The organism is Streptomyces sp. NPDC007088, assembly GCF_042869355.1.
Classification (GTDB): Bacteria; Actinomycetota; Actinomycetes; order Streptomycetales; family Streptomycetaceae; genus Streptomyces.
Genome location: NZ_JBIAFO010000001.1, coordinates 274,303 through 292,954 on the forward strand (window position 1 = coordinate 274,303; position 18,652 = coordinate 292,954).

Consider the following 18,652-nt stretch of genomic DNA (forward strand, 5'->3'; position numbering starts at 1 on the left):
AACCCTCCCGCTCCCGGTGGGGAGGGGCGGACCCTCAAGCGTTGTGCCCAGCTCCCCGCCGGGTAACCGTCCGTGTCGGCGCGCGCCGGGCGCACCCCCGGGTGTCGGCATTCGGCTCAGCGCGCGCGGCTCCGCTCGCGGGGCCGTACGGGGAAAAGCGGTCGCGGCCCACCCCGCCGGGCCCCGTACACTGGCCGCAGCGAGAAGCGAGGATGGGACGAGTAGCGGCGCAAGCGGCCACGAGCGACCCGGGGGCGGTGGAAGCCCGGGGGTGCGCGCGACGTGAAGATCACCCCGGAGCCGCCGGAGGAAAGCCCCGCCCGAAGGCGTGGGCCGTAGAACCGGTTTCGCTGCCCCAATGAGGGGGTCGAGGGCCAGCAGGCCACCGGCCAAGGAGGGTGGTACCGCGGGAGCGCACACGGCTCTCGTCCCTCCGACGGAAGCCAGTAGTCCGCCGGAGGAGCAACTCCCGATGACGCCGCCGCAGTACCATCAGGTACCCGCCCAGGTCGACCTTCCCGCCCTCGAACACGAGGTGCTCACCTTCTGGAGTGAGCGGAAGATCTTCGCGAAGAGCCTCGCGCGGTCCGAGGGCCGCCCCGAGTGGGTCTTCTACGAGGGCCCGCCCACCGCCAACGGCATGCCGGGCGCCCACCACATCGAGGCCCGCGTCTTCAAGGACGTCTTCCCGCGCTTCCGCACGATGCGCGGCTACCACGTGGGCCGCAAGGCGGGCTGGGACTGCCACGGCCTGCCGGTCGAGCTGGCCGTGGAGAAGGAGCTCGGCTTCAGCACCAAGAAGGACATCGAGGCGTACGGCATCGCCGAGTTCAACGCCCGGTGCCGCGAGTCGGTGACCCGGCACACGGACGCCTTCACCGAGCTGACCGAGCGCATGGGCTACTGGGTCGACCTCGACGACGCCTACCGCACGATGGACCCCGAGTACGTCGAGTCGGTCTGGTGGTCGCTCAAGGAGATCTTCGGCAAGGGCCTCCTGGTCCAGGACCACCGGGTCGCGCCCTGGTGCCCGCGCGACGAGACCGGCCTGTCCGACCACGAGCTGGCCCAGGGCTACGAGACGGTCGTGGACCCCTCGGTGTACGTGCGCCTCCCGCTCACCTCGGGCCCGCTGGCCGGTGAGGCGGCGCTGCTGATCTGGACGACGACCCCGTGGACCCTGGTGTCCAACACGGCGGTCGCGGCGCACCCGGACGTGGCCTACGTGGTCGCCACCGACGGCGCCGAGCGGCTCCTGGTCGCCGAACCCCTGCTGGAGAAGGCGCTCGGCGAGGGCTGGGAGCCGACCGGGCAGCGTTTCACGGGCCGTGAGATGGAGCGCTGGACGTACCGGCGCCCCTTCGAGCTGATCCCCTTCGACGCCCCCGCGCACTACGTCGTCAACGCCGAGTACGTGACGACCGAGGACGGTACGGGCCTGGTCCACCAGTCCCCCGCCTTCGGCGAGGACGACCTGCGGGTGTGCCGTTCCTACGGCCTCCCGGTGGTCAACCCGGTGCGGTCCGACGGCACCTTCTCCCCCGAGGTCCCGCTGGTGGGCGGCCAGTTCTTCAAGAAGGCCGACGACGATCTGGTCGCCGACCTGAAGGCGCGCGGCATCCTCTTCCGGCACCTCCCCTACGAGCACAGCTACCCGCACTGCTGGCGCTGCCACACCGCGCTGCTCTACTACGCGCAGCCCTCCTGGTACATCAGGACGACCGCCGTCAAGGAGCGGCTGCTGGAGGAGAACGAGAAGACCAACTGGTACCCCGACTCGGTCAAGCACGGCCGCTTCGGCGACTGGCTGAACAACAACGTCGACTGGGCCCTGTCCCGCAACCGCTACTGGGGCACCCCGCTGCCGATCTGGCGCTGCGCGGACAACCACCTGACCTGTGTCGGCTCGCTGGCCGAGCTGAGCGAGCTGACCGGCACCGACCAGTCGGGCCTCGACCCGCACCGCCCCTTCATCGACGAGGTCACCTTCGCCTGCCCGGACTGCGGGCAGACGGCGACCCGGGTGCCCGAGGTCATCGACGCCTGGTACGACTCGGGTTCGATGCCCTTCGCGCAGTGGGGCTACCCGTACAAGAACAAGGAGGTCTTCGAGCAGCGCTACCCGGCGCAGTTCATCTCGGAGGCCATCGACCAGACCCGCGGCTGGTTCTACACGCTGATGGCGATCGGCACGCTCGTCTTCGACAAGTCGAGCTACGAGAACGTCGTGTGCCTGGGCCACATCCTGGCCGAGGACGGCCGGAAGATGTCCAAGCACCTGGGCAACATCCTCCAGCCCATCCCGCTCATGGACCAGCACGGCGCGGACGCGGTGCGCTGGTTCATGGCGGCCGGCGGCTCCCCGTGGGCGGCCCGGCGGGTGGGGCACGGCACGATCCAGGAGGTCGTCCGCAAGACGCTCCTGACGTACTGGAACACGGTGGCCTTCCAGGCGCTGTACGCCCGCACCGCCGGCTGGGCGCCCTCCGCCGCCGACCCGGCCCCGGCCGGGCGCCCGCTGCTGGACCGCTGGCTGCTGTCCGAACTGCACGCGCTGACCGGCCAGGTCACCGAGGCGCTGGAGGACTACGACACCCAGCGGGCCGGAAAGCTGCTCTCCGCCTTCGTCGACGACCTGTCCAACTGGTACGTGCGGCGTTCGCGGCGCCGCTTCTGGCAGGGTGACGCGGCGGCGCTGCGCACCCTGCACGAGGTCGTGGAGACGGTGACGCGGCTGATGGCGCCGCTCGTGCCGTTCATCACCGAGCGGGTGTGGCAGGACCTCGTCGTCCCGGTCACCCCGGACGCGCCCGAGTCGGTGCACATGGCGAGCTGGCCGGAGGCCGACCGCTCGGCGGTGGACCCGGAGCTGTCCCGGCAGATGGCGCTCGTGCGGCGGCTCGTGGAGCTGGGCCGGGCCACCCGCGCGGAGTCCGGCGTCAAGACCCGTCAGCCGCTGTCCCGCGCGCTGGTCGGCGCGAGCGGTTTCGAGGCGCTCTCCGGCGAACTGCGGGCCCAGATCACCGAGGAGCTGAACGTGTCCTCGCTGGCCTCGCTCAGCGAGGTGGGCGGCTCCCTCGTGGACACCTCCGCGAAGGCCAACTTCCGTGCCCTGGGCAGGCGCTTCGGCAAGGGCGTGCAGGCGGTCGCGAAGGCCGTGGCCGAGGCGGACGCGGCGGCCCTCTCTCTCGCCCTGCGCGAGGGCACGGCCACCGTCGAGGTCGACGGGGAGACGGTGACGCTCTCCCCGGAGGAGGTCGTCGTCACCGAAACCCCGCGCGAGGGCTGGTCGGTGGCCTCGGACTCCGGGGCGACGGTGGCGCTCGACCTGGAGATCACCGAGGAGCTGCGCCGGGCGGGCCTCGCGCGCGACGCGATCCGGCTGATCCAGGAGGCGCGCAAGAACAGCGGCCTGGACGTCGCGGACCGGATCGCGCTGCGCTGGGAGGCGAAGGACCAGGAGGTCGCCCGCGCCCTGACCGAGCACGCGGGCCTGATCTCCGACGAGGTCCTGGCGACGGACTACGCGCGGGGCGAGGCGGACGCCGCGTACGGAGAGCCCTTCTCCGACGAGGCGCTGACCCTGACCTTCCGCCTGCGGCGGGACGTGAAGTAGCCCGGGGGGCTTCGGCCCCGCGTCCGTGAGAACGGCGAGGGCGGCCGGCGCGGGGGGGGGGGGGGCCCGCCCCCGGCGGCCGCCCCCCCCCCCCCCCCCCCCCCCCCCCCCCCCCGCCCCCGCCCCCCGCCCCCCCCCCCCCCCCCGCCCCCCCGCCCCCCCCCCGGGGGGGGCCCCCCCCCCCCCCGCGCCCCCCGCCGCCGAACGCACCGGCCGGCCGTCCGTGCGCCCTCCGGGCGGCCCGGTCTCGGCGGCGCGCTTGCTCCGCACCCCCGGTCGTGCGCGCGTTCCCGCCAAGCGGCGCGACCGAGGCCGCCCACGATCCCTCAATTCACCCCGGTCGTGCCCGCGCCCGCCCCGGGCGCTCCGGTCGTGGCCCCTCTCCCTCGGGCGCTCGCTGTGGGCAACGCGAAGGGCCCCGGGGCGAACCCCGGGGCCCTTCGCGGAATGCGTGCCGACGCCTACCGGCGCGGGCGCGCCGTCAGTTGTCGTCCTCGTCGATCAGGAAACCCCGCATGGGAGAGGGGGCCTGCTGCATCGGCTGCGGAGCCTGCGGCCGCACCGGGGCCATCGGCTGCGTCATGGCCGGCGACATCTGCTGCTGGCCGCTGCCGTACGACGGACCGGAGGACGGGCCGTTGCCCATGCCCGGACCGTTGTGGCTGCTGCCGTACGAGGGCGCACCGGCCCCCGCGGGAGCCATCGAAGGCGCCGGGGACGGCGGCAGCGAGGGCGCGGAGGACGCTCGCGGCGGAGCCAGCGAGTCGTCGGCCTGCGTCTCCAACTGCCGCAGCTGCGACTCCAGGTACGACTTCAGCCGGGTGCGGTACTCGCGCTCGAAGCCGCGCAGGTCCTCGACCTTGCGCTCCAGCGTGGCGCGGGCGGACTCCAGGGAGCCCATCGCGACGCGGTGCTTCTCCTGCGCGTCCCGCTCCAGCGCGTCGGCCTTCGCGCGGGCGTCCCGCTCCAGACCCTCGGCACGGCTGCGGGCCTCACCGACGATCTTGTTGGCCTCGGAACGCGCCTCGGCGATCGCCTGGTCGGCGGTCTGCTGCGCGAGCGAGAGAACCCGGGCCGCGCTGTCGCCGCCGGGGCCCTGCCCCTGCTGCGGCAGCTGCGGACCGCCGTGGCCGAGCGGGCCGACCATCTGTCCCTGCTGGTGCTGCATCGGACCCTGGCCCATCGGACCGGGACCCTGCTGACCCATCGGACCCGGGCCCTGCTGGCCCATGGGGCCGGGACCCTGCTGACCCATCGGGCCGGGACCCATCGGGCCGCCGGGGCCCTGCTGGCCCATCGGACCGGGGCCCTGCTGACCCATGGGGCCGGGGCCCTGCTGGCCCATCGGGCCGGGACCCTGCTGACCCATGTGGCCGGGACCCTGCTGGCCCTGCGGACCGTGTCCACCGGGGCCCGCGGGCAACTGCGGCGCGCCGGACGGCAGCTGGGGCGGACCGCCCATGTGCTGCTGCTGGCCCGGGTGCTGCTGCTGCTGCCCCGGGTGCTGCTGCTGGTGCTGACCGGGGTGCTGCTGCGGAGGCTGCTGCTGCCCGGGTTGCACCGGCTGCGGTCCCGATATGGCGGCGGGCACCGGTCCCTGCTGCCGATCCTGCTGCTCGGGAGGCTTGCGCATGTTCTGCTGCTGGTTCTGCGCGGCCGCCCGCGTGGCGGCGGCGAGCTTGGCCCGGAGGTCCTCGTTCTCGCGCAGCAGCCGGGTCAGTTCGGCCTCGACCTCATCGAGGAAGGCATCGACCTCGTCCTCGTCATAGCCTTCTCGGAGGCGGACGGTTGTGAACTGCTTGTTCCGCACGTCCTCGGGGGTCAATGGCATCTCTTCACCTCAACGTAGTCGTCGGCATTCGGCAAGACCGTATCGTTCACAGCCAACTCACGACGGAGATCAGGATGTAGACGATGATCATTAGTACGAAGAAGGACAGGTCGAGCGCCACGCCCCCGAGACGCAACGGCGGGATGAACCTCCGCAGAAGCTTGAGCGGTGGATCAGTGACAGTGTAGGCGGCCTCAAGAACGACCACCATCGGCTTGCCTGGTTGCCATGAGCGGGCGAACTGGAACACGTAGTCCATGACGAGCCGGAAGATGAGCACCAGGAGAAAACACATCAGCGCGATGTAGAGCACATCCAGCACTACGCCCATGAGCGCTTCCCACTCCCCTGTCCTACGTACTCGTTGTCCCGAGCCGCTTCGCCGCGCATCTGTTCTCAGCTCTGGTTGAAGAACCCGCCCTCTGCGATGCGAGCCTTGTCCTCCGCCGTGACATCGACGTTAGCAGGCGACAACAGGAAAACCTTCTGCGTCACCCGCTCAATGCTCCCGTGCAGACCGAAGACGAGTCCGGCCGCGAAGTCGACAAGTCGCTTCGCGTCCGTATCGTCCATCTCGGTCAGATTCATGATCACCGGGGTGCCCTCGCGGAAGTGTTCCCCGATGGTACGGGCCTCGTTGTAGGTCCGGGGGTGCAGCGTCGTGATGCGGTAGGGCTCCCGCTCGGAGACGACCTTGGGCATGATCACCGGTGCGTTCTTCTCCAGGCTCTGACGTTCGGGTGTGATGGATGCCACGGGGGCGATTCGCGCGGGTCGCCCGGATTCGACCGGTTGCGCGAGGGGTTCGCGGGGAGCCGGAGGCTGCGCCACTCGTACCGGTTCGTCCGGAACGGGGGGTTGTTGATGCGGCGTGGAATGCCGCCTGCGGTCGCGCTCGGGCTCCGGCTCGGGCTCGAACTCGTCGTCGGGGTCGAACCCCGGGCCGTCGTACCCATCGTCCTCCACGAGGCCGAGGTAGACCGCCATCTTGCGCATCGCGCCGGCCATGCTCTGAGTCCTCCGCTCTGTGGTGGATCGACGAGGACCACCACGCCTGCGATCCACGCGGTCTGACCGCCCGTTTCGGCGGGAAATGACCATATTTTGTGCTGTGGTCCGACTTGCTTGGCGACGTTACCCGAGGCGGGGACGCGCGCCGAGTACCGCGCTGCCGATGCGGACATGTGTCGCCCCGGCCGCGACGGCCTCCTCCAGATCCGCGCTCATCCCCGCGGAGACCATGGTGGCAGCCGGATGTGCCGACCGCAGGAGGGCCGCCGATTCCGCCAGTCGCTCGAAGGCGGCGCGCGGCCGCCCGGCGAAGGGCCCGGCGAGCGGGGCGACCGTCATCAGCCCGGCGGGGCGCAGCCCTTCGGCCTCGGCGAGCAGGTCCGCCAGTGCGGCCACCCCGTCCGGGGCGACCCCGCCGCGCTCGCCCCGGCCGCCGACCTCGGCGTCGAGGGCGACCTGGATCAGGCAGTCGATCTCCCGGCCCGCCCGGACCGCCGCCGCCGAGAGCGCGGAGACGAGCCGGCCCCGGTCCACGGAGTGAACGAAGTCGGCGTACTGGACGACTGATTTGACCTTATTCGTCTGAAGTTGCCCGACAAAATGCCACACCAGAGGAAGATCCGCACTCTCGGCCGCCTTCGGCGCCGCGTCCTGGTCCCGGTTCTCGGCGACCTGACGGACCCCGAGCCCGGCCAGCAGCCGGACGTCGCTCGCCGGATAGGTCTTGGTGACCGCGATCAGCGTCACCTCCTCGCGGTCACGGCCCGCGGCCGCGCACGCCTTGGCGATACGTTCCTCCACCTTCGCGAGGTTCGCGGCGAGTTGTGCTCTACGGTCCGTCATGTCCCATCAGTCCAGCCATACATAGCCCGCGAGACGGCCGGTGACCCGGTCGCGGCGGTACGAGAAGTGGTCCTGCGACTCCCGCGTGCAGTGCGGCGAGCGTCGTACGTCGACTACCCCGAGATCGGCGAGTTGACCGAGCACTCCGGCGGCCACGTCGAGCGCCGGAGTGCCCCAGCTCGTCTCGGCGTACGCCGGGGGCGCCACGGCGGACACCTCGGCACGCATCTCCTCGGGCACCTCGTAGCAGCTTCCGCACACCGAGGGACCGGTGCGGGCCACGATCCGCTCGGGGCGGGCCCCGAGCCCGGTCATCGCCTCGACGGCGGCGGGCACCACCCCGGCGAGCAGTCCCGGGCGCCCCGCGTGCGCCGCCCCCGCCACGCCGGCCACCGGATCGGCCAGCAGGACGGGGACGCAGTCGGCGGTCAGGACCGCGAGCGGCAGGCCGCCCTGTCCGGTGACCACCGCGTCCGCGGCGGGGACTTCGCGCTCCCCCCAGGGCCCGTCGACGACGGCTACCTCACGGCCGTGCACCTGATTCATCCAGACCACCCGGCCGGGGTCGAGCCCGAGGGCGTGCGCGGCACACTCCCGGTTGGCGCGCACGGCCTTCGCCGTGTCCCCCACCGCCCCGCCGAGGTTGAGCTCCTCGTACGGAACGGCGCTCACCCCGCCCCACCTGTCGGTGAAGGCGAAGTGCGCGCCGCCCGTGGTCTCGCGTTCCGCTATCACTTCAGGAAATCCGGAACGTCCAGCTCCTCGGCCTGGCTGTCCTGGTAGGGACGGGCCGGGGGCACCGAGGGCTGCGGTACCTGCGGGACCGGGTTCTCGTTGACCGGCGCCGGCTCGGGCTCGGCCCGCACGGGGGTCGACTCCTCGCGCGGGGTGACGCTGCCGAGCCCGCCGAAGGCCGGGCGCGCGGGCTCCGCGGCGCGGGCCGGGGGCTGCTCCTCGCGCTTCCCGGTGGAGGCGCCGATCACGTTGTCCCGCTTGGCGGGGGGCTGCCCCCCGTCGAAACCGGCCGCGATCACGGTGACCTTGACCTCGTCGCCCAGGGCGTCGTCGATGACGGCGCCGAAGATGATGTTGGCCTCGGGGTGCGCCGCCTCGCTCACCAGCTGTGCGGCCTCGTTGATCTCGAACAGGCCGAGGTCGGAGCCGCCCGAGATGGACAGCAGGACCCCGCGCGCCCCGTCGATGGAGGCTTCCAGCAGCGGCGAGGAGATGGCGAGTTCGGCCGCGGCCACCGCCCGGTCGTCGCCGCGCGCCGAGCCGATACCCATGAGCGCGGAACCGGCCTCGGACATCACGGACTTGACGTCGGCGAAGTCGAGGTTGATCAGACCGGGGGTGGTGATCAGGTCGGTGATGCCCTGGACACCGGACAGCAGTACCTGATCCGCGGACTTGAACGCGTCCAGCACGCTGACCTGGCGGTCCGAGATGGACAGCAGCCGGTCGTTGGGGATGACGATGAGGGTGTCGACCTCTTCGCGGAGTTCGGCGATGCCGTCCTCCGCCTGGTTCGCGCGGCGCCGGCCCTCGAAGGTGAAGGGACGGGTGACCACGCCGATGGTCAGCGCGCCGAGCGAGCGTGCGATGTTGGCGACCACGGGTGCGCCGCCGGTGCCGGTGCCGCCACCTTCGCCGGCCGTGACGAAGACCATGTCGGCCCCCTTGAGGACCTCCTCGATCTCCTCGCGGTGATCCTCGGCGGCCTTGCGGCCGACGCCGGGGTTGGCTCCGGCGCCGAGTCCTCGGGTCAGTTCCCGGCCGACGTCGAGCTTGACGTCGGCATCGCTCATCAACAGGGCCTGAGCGTCGGTGTTGATCGCGATGAACTCGACGCCCTTGAGACCGACCTCGATCATCCGGTTGATGGCATTGACACCACCGCCGCCGACACCGATGACTTTGATGACTGCGAGGTAGTTCTGCGGTGCTGCCACGTCGAAGGCTGCCTCTCGCCTCGATTTACGTGTCGCCGCTCCGCCGTGAGGCGGGTGCGACGACTGATGCCGAATTGGGACGGTCCAAAGCGCCGACCCGAACCCTAACGCTGAAGTTTAGGGTTACCAGTGTGTCTGTTGCTGGGACTTCCATGACTGTTCCGAACAGGACACTAAGTCGACAAGTGGCGCACGTTCAACGAACACGCCGAACCTCCCGTTTTTCTTTTCACCCTATGTGATCAGCCGTCGCGGTGCCCACTCAGGGTGCTGGCCTGCGTTTTGTTCCGTCAACTACCCGAAACTGCGGGCGCGATGGGTACCGACACATCGAAGTGCCGCGCCTTGGGAGCTGCTTTCATGAGAGCGGTGAGTGCCCTGGCCTTCGCGCGGCCTTTTTCCGCACTGCCCCACTCGATCGTTCGCCCGTCCTTCAACAGCAGCGTCACGGCGTCGTAGGAGCGGACCCTGACGGTGCGTACGCCGGGCGCCACCGAGGGTGGCAGGGCAGTGGCCACACGGGCCGCCTCGCCCAGCAGCCGGTCGGCTCCGAAGCGGCGCAGGCTCGGGGATTCGTCCGCGTCGAGATCGAGCAGCGGAATACCGCGCGGGGCCTTGCCCACCGTGGCGAAAAGCACTCCGTGCGCGTCCACTTCGTCAAATTTTCCGCCCTTTTCCCGCAGCAGGACGGGTTTACGCTCCGTCACCGAGATGCGCAGCGAGTGCGGCCAGGAACGGTCGATATCCACCGATTCGATACGGGGAAGAGCCCGTCGCGCATTCGCCGAAACCGCGTCCGTGTCGACGGAAATGAGCGGGGAGCCGAGCCGGGCGCCGGCGGCGGCGCGCACCTCGGCGGGGGTGAGTACCCGCGTGCCGGAGACGCTCACCTGACGCAGCCGCAGCCACGGTGATCCGTACAGCGCCCAGACGACGCCGCCCACGACGAGTGCGAGGGCGGCGGTCCACAGAACGGGCCGCCACCGCACCCGCGACAGGCGACGGGGAGCGGGTGGGGGCGGGTTCCCGTCCCGCGGGCCCGGCGGCGGGCCGGAGTCCGTACGTCCCGTGCCGCCCTGGGCGGTGCTCGCTCCGGCCACGCTCCCTGTCGCCTCCTGTGTACGGGGGCCGTGGCCCCTCAGTGGTTCCTGCGTGCGGCAATCGCTTCGTAGACCATGCCGACGAGCAGTTCGTCGGCGTCGCGGCGGCCGAACTCCGAGGCCGCGCGGGACATCTCGTAGAGCCGGTGCGGGCTGGAGAGGACCGGCAGCACCTGGGAGGTGACCCATTCCGGCGTCAGTTCCGCGTCGTCCACCAGGAGTCCGCCGCCCGCCTTGACCACCGGCTGGGCGTTGAGCCGCTGTTCGCCGTTGCCGATGGGCAGCGGTACGTAGGCGGCCGGCAGCCCGACGGCGGAGAGTTCGGCCACGGTCATCGCGCCCGCGCGGCACAGCATCATGTCGGCCGCGGCGTACGCGAGGTCCATCCGGTCCACGTACGGTACCGGGATGTACGGCGGCATCCCGGGCATGTTGTCGGCGCGTGGCAGTTCGTTCTTCGGGCCGACCGCGTGCAGCACCTGGATTCCGGAGCGCTGGAGCAGCGGGACGACGCGCTCGACGACCTCGTTGAGGTGGCGGGCGCCCTGGGAGCCGCCCGAGACCAGGAGGGTCGGCAGGTTCTGGTCGAGGCCGAAGGCGGCGCGGGCCTCGGGCCGCATCCTGGCCCGGTCCAGGGTGGCGATCGAGCGGCGCAGCGGGATGCCGATGTAGCGGGCGCCGCGCAGTTTGCTGTCCGGGGTGGACACCGCGACGCCCGAGGCGTAGCGGGAGCCGATCTTGTTGGCGAGGCCGGGGCGGGCGTTGGCCTCGTGCACGACGATCGGAGTGCCGGTGCGCTTGGCGGCGAGGTAGCCGGGCAGCGCGACATAGCCGCCGAAGCCGATCACGCAGTCGGCCTTGGTCCGCTCGATGACCTGCTCGGCGGCCTTGATGGTGCCGCGCAGCCGGCCGGGGACCGTGATCAGTTCGGGGGTCGGCTTGCGCGGCAGCGGAACAGCCGGGATGAGCGCGAGTTCATAGCCGCGCTCGGGCACCAGCCGGGTCTCCAGACCCCGTTCCGTGCCCAGCGCCGTGATCCCCACGGTGGGGTCCTGCCTGCGCAGGGCGTCCGCGAGGGCGAGCGCCGGCTCGATGTGGCCGGCGGTCCCCCCACCGGCGAGTACGACATGCACCGAAATTCACCGCTCTCCGGACGTACGCGCCGCGGAGGCGCGCCGTCGCATCGTTTTCCATCTCACCGCGAACCGCTTGCGGCCGAAGCCGGGCCCGCGTCGTGCCAGGGCCGCTCGCGCAGCGGGCTCGTCGCGTGCGAAGGCGATCAGCAGCCCGATGGCGAACATGGTCGGCAGCAGGGCGGAGCCCCCGTAGGAGAACAGCGGGAGCGGGACCCCGGCGATCGGCAGCAGCCCGAGCACCGCACCCAGATTGATCACGGCCTGGGCCGTGATCCAGGTGATCACGCCTCCCGCGGCATACCTCACGAAGGGGTCCTCCGTGCGTCCGGCCACGCGGATACCCGCATAGCCTAGAGCCGCGAACAGACCGAGTACCGACAGCGTCCCCGCGAGGCCGAGTTCCTCCCCGGTGACGGCGAAGATGAAGTCGGTGTGGGCTTCGGGGAGTTGACCCCATTTCTCCACACTGGCACCGAGTCCGGAGCCGAAGAGTCCACCGGAGGCCAGGGCGTACAGCCCGTGCACCCCCTGCTGGCACTTGTCACCGAACGCGGTCGGGTCGGTACTGCCCAGACACGCGAAGCGGGCCATGCGGTTGGCGCTGGTCTTGATCAGGACGACGCCGAGCAGCCCGACGAAGGTGAGCACTCCGGCGAACATCCGGGTGGGAGCGCCCGCGAGCCACAGCAGCCCGAACAGGACGGCGGTGAGGATCATCGCCGTCCCCATGTCCCCGCCGATCATGATCAGCCCGAGCAGCACGAAGGTGACCGGAACGAGCGGCACGAGCATGTGCTTCCACTGGTTCAGCAGCCGCTTCTCGCCCTTGCGGGCGAGCAGGTCGGCGCCCCACAGGACGAGGGCGAGCTTGCCGAACTCGGAGGGCTGGACCTGGAAGAAGCCGAGCGAGATCCAGTTCTGGTTGCCGTTGATCTCATGCCCTATCCCGGGCACCTGGACCAGGGCCATCGCCGCGATCGAGCCGACGAGCAGCGGATAGGACAGGGCGCGGTGCAGGGTGACCGGCATCCGGGCGGCGATCACCAGGAGCACTCCGCCGAGGACGGCGGCGGTGAGCTGCTTACGGAAGAAGAAGGAGCCGGAGAGCCCGTAGTTGAGCGCGGTGATGACGGAGGCCGAGTACACCATGACCAGGCCGAGCACGATGATCAGCAGGCTCGCGCCCAGGATCACGTAGTAGGCCGTCAGGGGCCGGTCCCAGGCGCGACGGAGCCGTTCGAACAGGCGGCGCACCGGGTTGTCCCGGGCGGGCCGGGGGGCCCGGGGCGTCGCGGGCCCGCGTTCCGGTGCCTTGCGGGGCCGCCCGGCGAGGGCGCCGCCCCGCAGGGCGAGGACGCCACCGCGCGGGGCGGGCCTCTCCGTGGGTGGCCGGTGGGCCCGTGCGGAGCTGTAGCGCCCGCCCGGGGCCGTGCGGTCGACGGCCATCGTCGCTGTCCCCTCCAGTCGTCCTGGCGCGGACCGGCCCGGCTGGGGGCCGGTCCGGTTCAGTCGCCTTCGGCAGCGGTGTCCAGTGCGCGGACCGCGTCGGCGAAGACGTCTCCGCGCACGAGGTAGTTCGTGAACATGTCCATCGAGGCGCAGGCCGGGGCCAGCAGGACCGTGTCGCCCGGCAGAGCGAGCCCGGCCGCCTCCCGGACCGCCTCGGACATCGCCCCAGTGTCGGTCCGGTGGAGGTCGACCACAGGCACTTGCGGGGCGTGTCGCGCGAGGGCTTCGCGGATGAGGTGGCGGTCGCGTCCCATCAGGATCACGGCGCGCAGCCGCTTCGCGGCACCTTGTACCAGTTCGTCGAAGGAGGCGCCCTTGGCGAGTCCGCCGGCGATCCAGACGATCGGCTCGTAGGCGGCCAGGGAGGCTTCCGCGGCGTGCGTGTTGGTGGCCTTGGAGTCGTCCACGTACGTGACGGAGCCGACCTCGGCGACCGTCTCGATGCGGTGCGGGTCGGGCCGGAAGGCGCGCAGCCCCTCGCGTACGGCGGTGGCGGGGACGCCGTAGGCGCGCGCGAGGGCGGCCGCGGCGAGGGCGTTGGCGATGTTGTGCGGGGCCGGCGGGTCGACGTCCGTCAGCTCCGCGAGCTCCTGCGCCTGCTTGCCGCGGTCGGGTACGAAGGCGCGGTCGACGAGGAGGCCGTCGACGACGCCGAGTTCGGAGGGGCGGGGCGCGCCGAGCGTGAAGCCGATCGCGCGGCAGCCCTCCTCGACCTCGGCCTCGCGCACGAGCCGCTCGGTGGCCGGGTCGGCGAGGTTGTAGACGCAGGCGACTTGGTTGCCCTCGTAGACGCGGCCCTTGTCGGCGGCGTACGCGGCCATCGAGCCGTGCCAGTCGAGGTGGTCGGGCGCGAGGTTGAGCACGACCGCCGAGTGCGGGCGCACCGAGGGCGCCCAGTGCAGCTGGTAGCTGGAGAGTTCGACGGCGAGGACGTCGTAGGGCTCCTCGGCGAGGACCGCGTCCAGCAGGGAGACGCCGATGTTGCCGACGGCGGCGGTACGCAGTCCGGCCGCCTCCAGGATCGCGGCGAGCATGCGCACGGTCGTGGTCTTGCCGTTGGTGCCGGTGACGGCGAGCCAGGGCGCCGCGTCCGGTCCGCGCAGCCGCCACGCGAGTTCCACGTCGCCCCAGACCGGGACGCCGGCGGCCGCGGCGGCCTGGAAGAGCGGCTTGTCGGGCTGCCAGCCGGGGGCGGTGACGACGAGTTCGGTCGACTCGGGCAGGCTCGCGCCGTCCCCGAGGCGGACCGTGATGCCCTCGGCCCGCAACTCCTCGGCCTGTGCGCGGCTGCGTTCGTCGTCCCCGTCGGTGACGGCGGTGACCTGGGCGCCCCGGGCGTGCAGGACGCGGGCCGCCGGCATCCCGGAGACCCCGAGACCGGCGACGACGACCCGCTTCCCCTGCCATCGCGTCACTTGTCGGCCGCCCAGCCCGCGTAGAAGATGCCGAGCCCGACGATCACGCACATGCCCTGGACGATCCAGAAGCGGACCACCACGAGCACTTCGGACCAGCCCTTGAGTTCGAAGTGGTGCTGGAGCGGGGCCATCCTGAAGACGCGCTTGCGGGTCAGCTTGAAGGAGCCGACCTGGATCACGACGGACATCGTGATGAGGACGAAGAGGCCGCCCAGCACCGCGATGAGCAGTTCGGTGCGGGAGCAGATGGCGAGGCCCGCGAGGGCGCCGCCGAGCGCGAGCGAACCGGTGTCGCCCATGAAGATCTTGGCCGGCGAGGTGTTCCACCACAGGAAGCCGAAGCAGGCACCCATGAGGGCGGAGGCCACGACGGCGAGGTCGAGCGGGTCGCGCACCTCGAAGCAGGCCGCCGGGTTGGTCAGGCTCGCCGCGTTGGCGCAGGACTCCTGGAACTGCCAGATGCCGATGAACGTGTAGGCCCCGAAGACCATCACCGAGGCTCCGGTGGCCAGGCCGTCCAGACCGTCCGTCAGGTTCACGCCGTTGGACATGGCCAGAATCATGAACAGCGCCCAGACCACGAACAGGACGGGGCCGATGGTCCAGCCGAAGTCCGTGACGAAGGAGAGCTTCGTCGAGGCCGGGGTGTTGCCGCGCGAGTCACCGAACTGGAGGGCGAGCACGGCGAAGGCGATGCCGACGATGAGCTGCCCGGCCATCTTGGCCTTGGCCCGCAGGCCCAGCGAGCGCTGCTTGACGATCTTGATGTAGTCGTCCAGGAACCCGACCAGGCCCATACCGGTCATCAGGAACAGGACCAGCAGCCCGGAGAACCTCGGGTCCTCACCGGTGATGACCTTCGTCAGGGCGTACGCGATGAGCGTGGCCAGGATGAAGGCGATACCGCCCATCGTCGGCGTACCGCGCTTGCTGTGGTGCTCGCGCGGGCCGTCGTCCCGGATGAACTGGCCGTAGCCCTTGCGGGCCAGCAGCTTGATGAGCAGGGGGGTGCCGATCAGGGTCAGAAAGAGCCCGATGGCCCCCGCGAAGAGGATCTGCTTCATCGGCCGGCGGCCTCGCCCTCGGTGGCGTCCTCCAGCAGAGCTGCGGCCACCTTCTCCAGGCCGGCGGCCCGGGACGCCTTCACGAGCACGACGTCTCCCGGTCGCAGTTCACCGCGAACCAGATCGATCGCCGCCTGTGCGTCGGACACGTGCACCGACTCCTCACCCCACGAACCCTCGTTGTATGCGCCCATCCGCAGCCAGGCCGCTTCCCTGCCCCCGACCGCCACGAGCTTGCTCACGTTGAGCCGGACGGCGAGCCGTCCGACCGCGTCGTGCGCGGCGAGCGCCTCGTCACCGAGTTCCGCCATCAGCCCGAGCACCGCCCAGGTCCGGCCCCCCTTGGCGCGGGAGGCCGAGCCCATCGCGACGAGCGCGCGCAGGGCGGCTCGCACGGAATCGGGGCTCGCGTTGTAGGCGTCGTTGACGATCGTCACGCCGTCGGGGCGCTCGGTGACCTCCATCCGCCAGCGGGAGAGGGACCGCGCCTCGGAGAGCGCCAGGGCGATCTCGTCTGCGGACATACCCAGCTCATGGGCGACGGCGGCGGCGGCGAGCGCGTTCGACACGTGGTGCTCACCGTACAGGCGCAAGGTCACTTCGCCGCACCCGGTGGGGGTGCGGAGGGTGAAGCCGGGCCGGCCGGTGTCCCCGAGCGTGACGTTCTCCGCCCGTACGTCCGCATCCTCCGATTCGCCGAAGAGGAGGACGCGTGCCCGGGTTCGGGAGGCCATGCCGCGTACGAGCGGATCGTCCGCGTTGAGGACGGCCACTCCGTCCTCCGGCAGGGACTCGACCATCTCGCCCTTTGCCTGAGCGATCTGTTCCTTGCCGCCGAACTCCCCGATGTGGGCGCTGCCGACATTGAGGACCACACCGATCCTGGGCGGGGTGAGCCCGGTCAGATAGGTGATGTGGCCGATGCCGCGGGCGCCCATCTCCAGGACGAGGTTGCGGGTCTCCCCGGTGACGCGCAGCGCGGTCAGCGGCAGCCCGATCTCGTTGTTGAGGTTGCCCGGTGGCCACACCGTCGGCCCGCTGCGGGAGAGCAGCTGGGCGATGAGGTCCTTGGTGGAGGTCTTCCCGGCCGAGCCGGTCAGCGCGACGACGTTCGTGCCGAGGCGTTCCACGACGTGCCGGGCGAGGGCGCCGAGAGCGCCGACGACGTCCTCGACGACGATCGCGGGCACGCCGACGGGGCGGGTGGCGAGCACGGCCACCGCCCCGTCCTCGACGGCCTGGGCGGCGAACTCGTGTCCGTCCACGCGCTCCCCGGCGAAGGCGACGAAGAGGGCGCCGGGTTCGGTCTCGCGGGAGTCGGTGACGACGGGACCGGTGACGGTGACGGCCGGGTCCGGTATGTCGTGCGTCTGCCCGCCGACGATGTCAGCGATCTCGGCGAGAGAGAGGGCGATCACAGATTCATCCCACGCTTTTCTGGTGCGCGGCCGGGGTGGCCGCGGCTTTCCGGATGGCTTCCTGGAGCACCTGGCGGTCGTCGAAGGCACGGACGACGCCGTTGATGTCCTGGCCCTGCTCATGTCCCTTCCCGGCCACCAGCACGGTGTCCCCGGGCTCGGCGCGGGCGACGGCGGCCGCGATGGCGGCGGCCCGGTCGGCGTCCACGAGGACGTCGCCGCGCTCGTGCACGGGTACGTCGGCGGCGCCCGCGAGCATGGTGGCCAGGATGGCGAGGGGGTCCTCGCTGCGGGGGTTGTCGGAGGTGAGTACGGCGGTGTCGGCGAGCCGGGCCGCGGCGGCGCCCATCGGTCCGCGTTTGGTGACGTCCCGGTCCCCGCCGCAGCCGAGGACGATGTGCACCTTGCCCTCGGTGACCTTGCGCAGCGAGCGCAGCACCGATTCGACGGCGTCGGTCTTGTGGGCGTAGTCCACGACGGCGAGGTAGGGCTGTCCGGCCTCCACCCGCTCCAGCCGGCCGGGGACGCCGGGGACGGCGGCGACGCCGTCGGCGGCGGTCTGCGGGGCGATCCCGGCCTCGGCGAGGGCGACGACGGCGGCGAGGGTGTTGGCGACGTTGAAGGGGCCGGGCAGGGGTGCGACGGCCGCGTAGCGGGCGCCGTCGGGGCCGACGATCGTGAAGGCGGAGGTGCGCGGCCCGATCTCGACCTCCTCGGCCCGCCAGTCGGCGTCGGGGTGGCCCTCGGCCGAGAAGGTGGTGACGGGCACCTCGGCCTCGACCGCGAGCCTGCGCCCGTACTCGTCGTCGTGGTTGACGACCCCGCGTTTGCTGCGTTTGCGGGTGAACAGTTGCGCCTTGGCCCGGAAGTAGTCCTCCATGTCGGAGTGGAACTCCATGTGTTCCGGGCTGAGGTTGGTGAAGACGGCGACGTCGAAGACGCAGCCGTCGACCCGGCCGAGCACGAGGGCGTGGCTGGAGACCTCCATGGCGACGGCGTCGACGCCGCGTTCCCGCATGACGCCGAACAGCGCCTGGAGGTCGGTGGCCTCGGGGGTGGTGCGCTCGGACTTGAGCCGCTCGTCCCCGATGCGCGTCTCGACGGTGCCGACGAGTCCGGTGCGCCGCCCGGCCTCGCGCAGGCCGCCCTCCACGAGGTACGCGGTGGTGGTCTTCCCGGAGGTGCCGGTGATGCCGAGCTGGAGCAGGGCCTCGCCGGGCCTGCCGTAGATCTCGGCGGCGAGAGCACCCATCCGGCCGCGCGGATCGCCGACCACGAGGACCGGGAGCCCGCTCGCGAGGGCGCGTTCCGCGCCCGCCGGATCGGTCAGCACGGCCGCCGCGCCCAGGCTCGCCGCCTGAGCGGAGAAGTCCGCGCCGTGGAAGCGGGCGCCGGGCAGCGCGGCGTAGACGTCACCGGGGCGCACCGCACGGGAGTCGTGGGTGATGCCGGTGACATCGGCGGCGGCGGGGTCCGCCGTACCGCCGCGGGTCCTGACGCCCAGCTCTTCGGCGAGGCGGTCGAGGGGGATCGCCGCGGTCTTGGCGGGGCGGGGGGGACCGGGATACGTCACGGGACCGCTCTCCCGGGGGGTTTGGGACTCATCGGAGCGTGGCACGGCGGTGAGCGTACCGGGCGCACCCGGGTCGTCGCGAAATGAGGGGCCTGGACTGTGCGGCGGTTCCTGCCGGGTGGGCAAGTCCTCCGGGGGGTTCCCTGGTTCGGGAGTGATCGTTGTCACGGGCGGTTCCTGG

14 protein-coding genes are annotated in these 18,652 nt (G+C 71.6%); 1 reads left to right on the forward strand and 13 read right to left on the reverse strand.

The genetic code is table 11. The features are described from left to right. Positions 1-472: 472 nt before the first annotated feature. Positions 473-3,616 (forward strand): isoleucine--tRNA ligase, encoded by a 3,144-nt coding sequence (gene ileS, locus ACFYMP_RS01220; RefSeq protein ID WP_388848494.1) that lies wholly within the window; start codon positions 473-475, stop codon positions 3,614-3,616. 481 nt (positions 3,617-4,097) lie between these two features. On the opposite strand, the gene ACFYMP_RS01225 is transcribed toward ileS, so the two are convergent. The 13 genes from ACFYMP_RS01225 to ACFYMP_RS01285 all read right to left on the reverse strand — a co-directional run bounded on the left by ACFYMP_RS01225 (position 4,098) and on the right by ACFYMP_RS01285 (position 18,639). Then, on the reverse strand, positions 4,098-5,447 hold the full coding sequence (locus ACFYMP_RS01225) for a DivIVA domain-containing protein (protein ID WP_388848497.1): 1,350 nt from the start codon (positions 5,445-5,447) through the stop codon (positions 4,098-4,100). Between the two features lie 46 nt (positions 5,448-5,493). Further along, positions 5,494-5,778, reverse strand: a complete 285-nt coding sequence (locus ACFYMP_RS01230; RefSeq protein WP_363146000.1) for a YggT family protein — start codon at positions 5,776-5,778, stop codon at positions 5,494-5,496. A gap of 65 nt (positions 5,779-5,843) precedes the next feature. After that, a complete protein-coding gene (locus tag ACFYMP_RS01235; protein WP_363146001.1) occupies positions 5,844-6,455 on the reverse strand; it encodes a cell division protein SepF in 612 nt (203 codons plus the stop codon). 126 nt (positions 6,456-6,581) lie between these two features. Then, complete coding sequence (locus tag ACFYMP_RS01240) at positions 6,582-7,301, reverse strand: YggS family pyridoxal phosphate-dependent enzyme (RefSeq protein ID WP_388848501.1); 720 nt, start codon at positions 7,299-7,301, stop codon at positions 6,582-6,584. 6 nt (positions 7,302-7,307) lie between these two features. Beyond that, the gene (gene pgeF, locus ACFYMP_RS01245; protein WP_388848504.1) at positions 7,308-8,036 is read right to left on the reverse strand and encodes a peptidoglycan editing factor PgeF; all 729 of its coding nucleotides are present in this window, start codon (positions 8,034-8,036) and stop codon (positions 7,308-7,310) included. Further along, positions 8,033-9,253, reverse strand: a complete 1,221-nt coding sequence (ftsZ, locus tag ACFYMP_RS01250; RefSeq protein ID WP_363146004.1) for a cell division protein FtsZ — start codon at positions 9,251-9,253, stop codon at positions 8,033-8,035. The genes pgeF and ftsZ overlap by 4 nt, the downstream gene beginning before the upstream one ends. A 290-nt stretch (positions 9,254-9,543) precedes the next feature. Then, on the reverse strand, positions 9,544-10,353 hold the full coding sequence (locus ACFYMP_RS01255) for a cell division protein FtsQ/DivIB (protein WP_388848507.1): 810 nt from the start codon (positions 10,351-10,353) through the stop codon (positions 9,544-9,546). 38 nt (positions 10,354-10,391) lie between these two features. Then, on the reverse strand, positions 10,392-11,486 hold the full coding sequence (gene murG, locus ACFYMP_RS01260; RefSeq protein ID WP_388848510.1) for an undecaprenyldiphospho-muramoylpentapeptide beta-N-acetylglucosaminyltransferase: 1,095 nt from the start codon (positions 11,484-11,486) through the stop codon (positions 10,392-10,394). A gap of 6 nt (positions 11,487-11,492) precedes the next feature. Next, the gene (gene ftsW, locus ACFYMP_RS01265) at positions 11,493-12,935 is read right to left on the reverse strand and encodes a putative lipid II flippase FtsW (RefSeq protein WP_388848513.1); all 1,443 of its coding nucleotides are present in this window, start codon (positions 12,933-12,935) and stop codon (positions 11,493-11,495) included. Positions 12,936-12,994: 59 nt separating this feature from the next. Further along, entirely contained in the window at positions 12,995-14,413 is a 1,419-nt protein-coding gene (murD, locus tag ACFYMP_RS01270) for a UDP-N-acetylmuramoyl-L-alanine--D-glutamate ligase (RefSeq protein ID WP_388848516.1), read from the reverse strand. Then, positions 14,410-15,480, reverse strand: coding sequence for a phospho-N-acetylmuramoyl-pentapeptide-transferase (mraY, locus tag ACFYMP_RS01275; protein WP_388848519.1), 1,071 nt, complete (start codon positions 15,478-15,480; stop codon positions 14,410-14,412). Before mraY ends, murD begins: the two co-directional genes overlap by 4 nt. Further along, the gene (gene murF, locus ACFYMP_RS01280; RefSeq protein WP_388848522.1) at positions 15,477-16,898 is read right to left on the reverse strand and encodes a UDP-N-acetylmuramoyl-tripeptide--D-alanyl-D-alanine ligase; all 1,422 of its coding nucleotides are present in this window, start codon (positions 16,896-16,898) and stop codon (positions 15,477-15,479) included. Before murF ends, mraY begins: the two co-directional genes overlap by 4 nt. A gap of 4 nt (positions 16,899-16,902) precedes the next feature. Continuing rightward, positions 16,903-18,639 (reverse strand): UDP-N-acetylmuramoyl-L-alanyl-D-glutamate--2,6-diaminopimelate ligase, encoded by a 1,737-nt coding sequence (locus ACFYMP_RS01285; RefSeq protein WP_388848525.1) that lies wholly within the window; start codon positions 18,637-18,639, stop codon positions 16,903-16,905. Positions 18,640-18,652 lie beyond the last annotated feature (13 nt).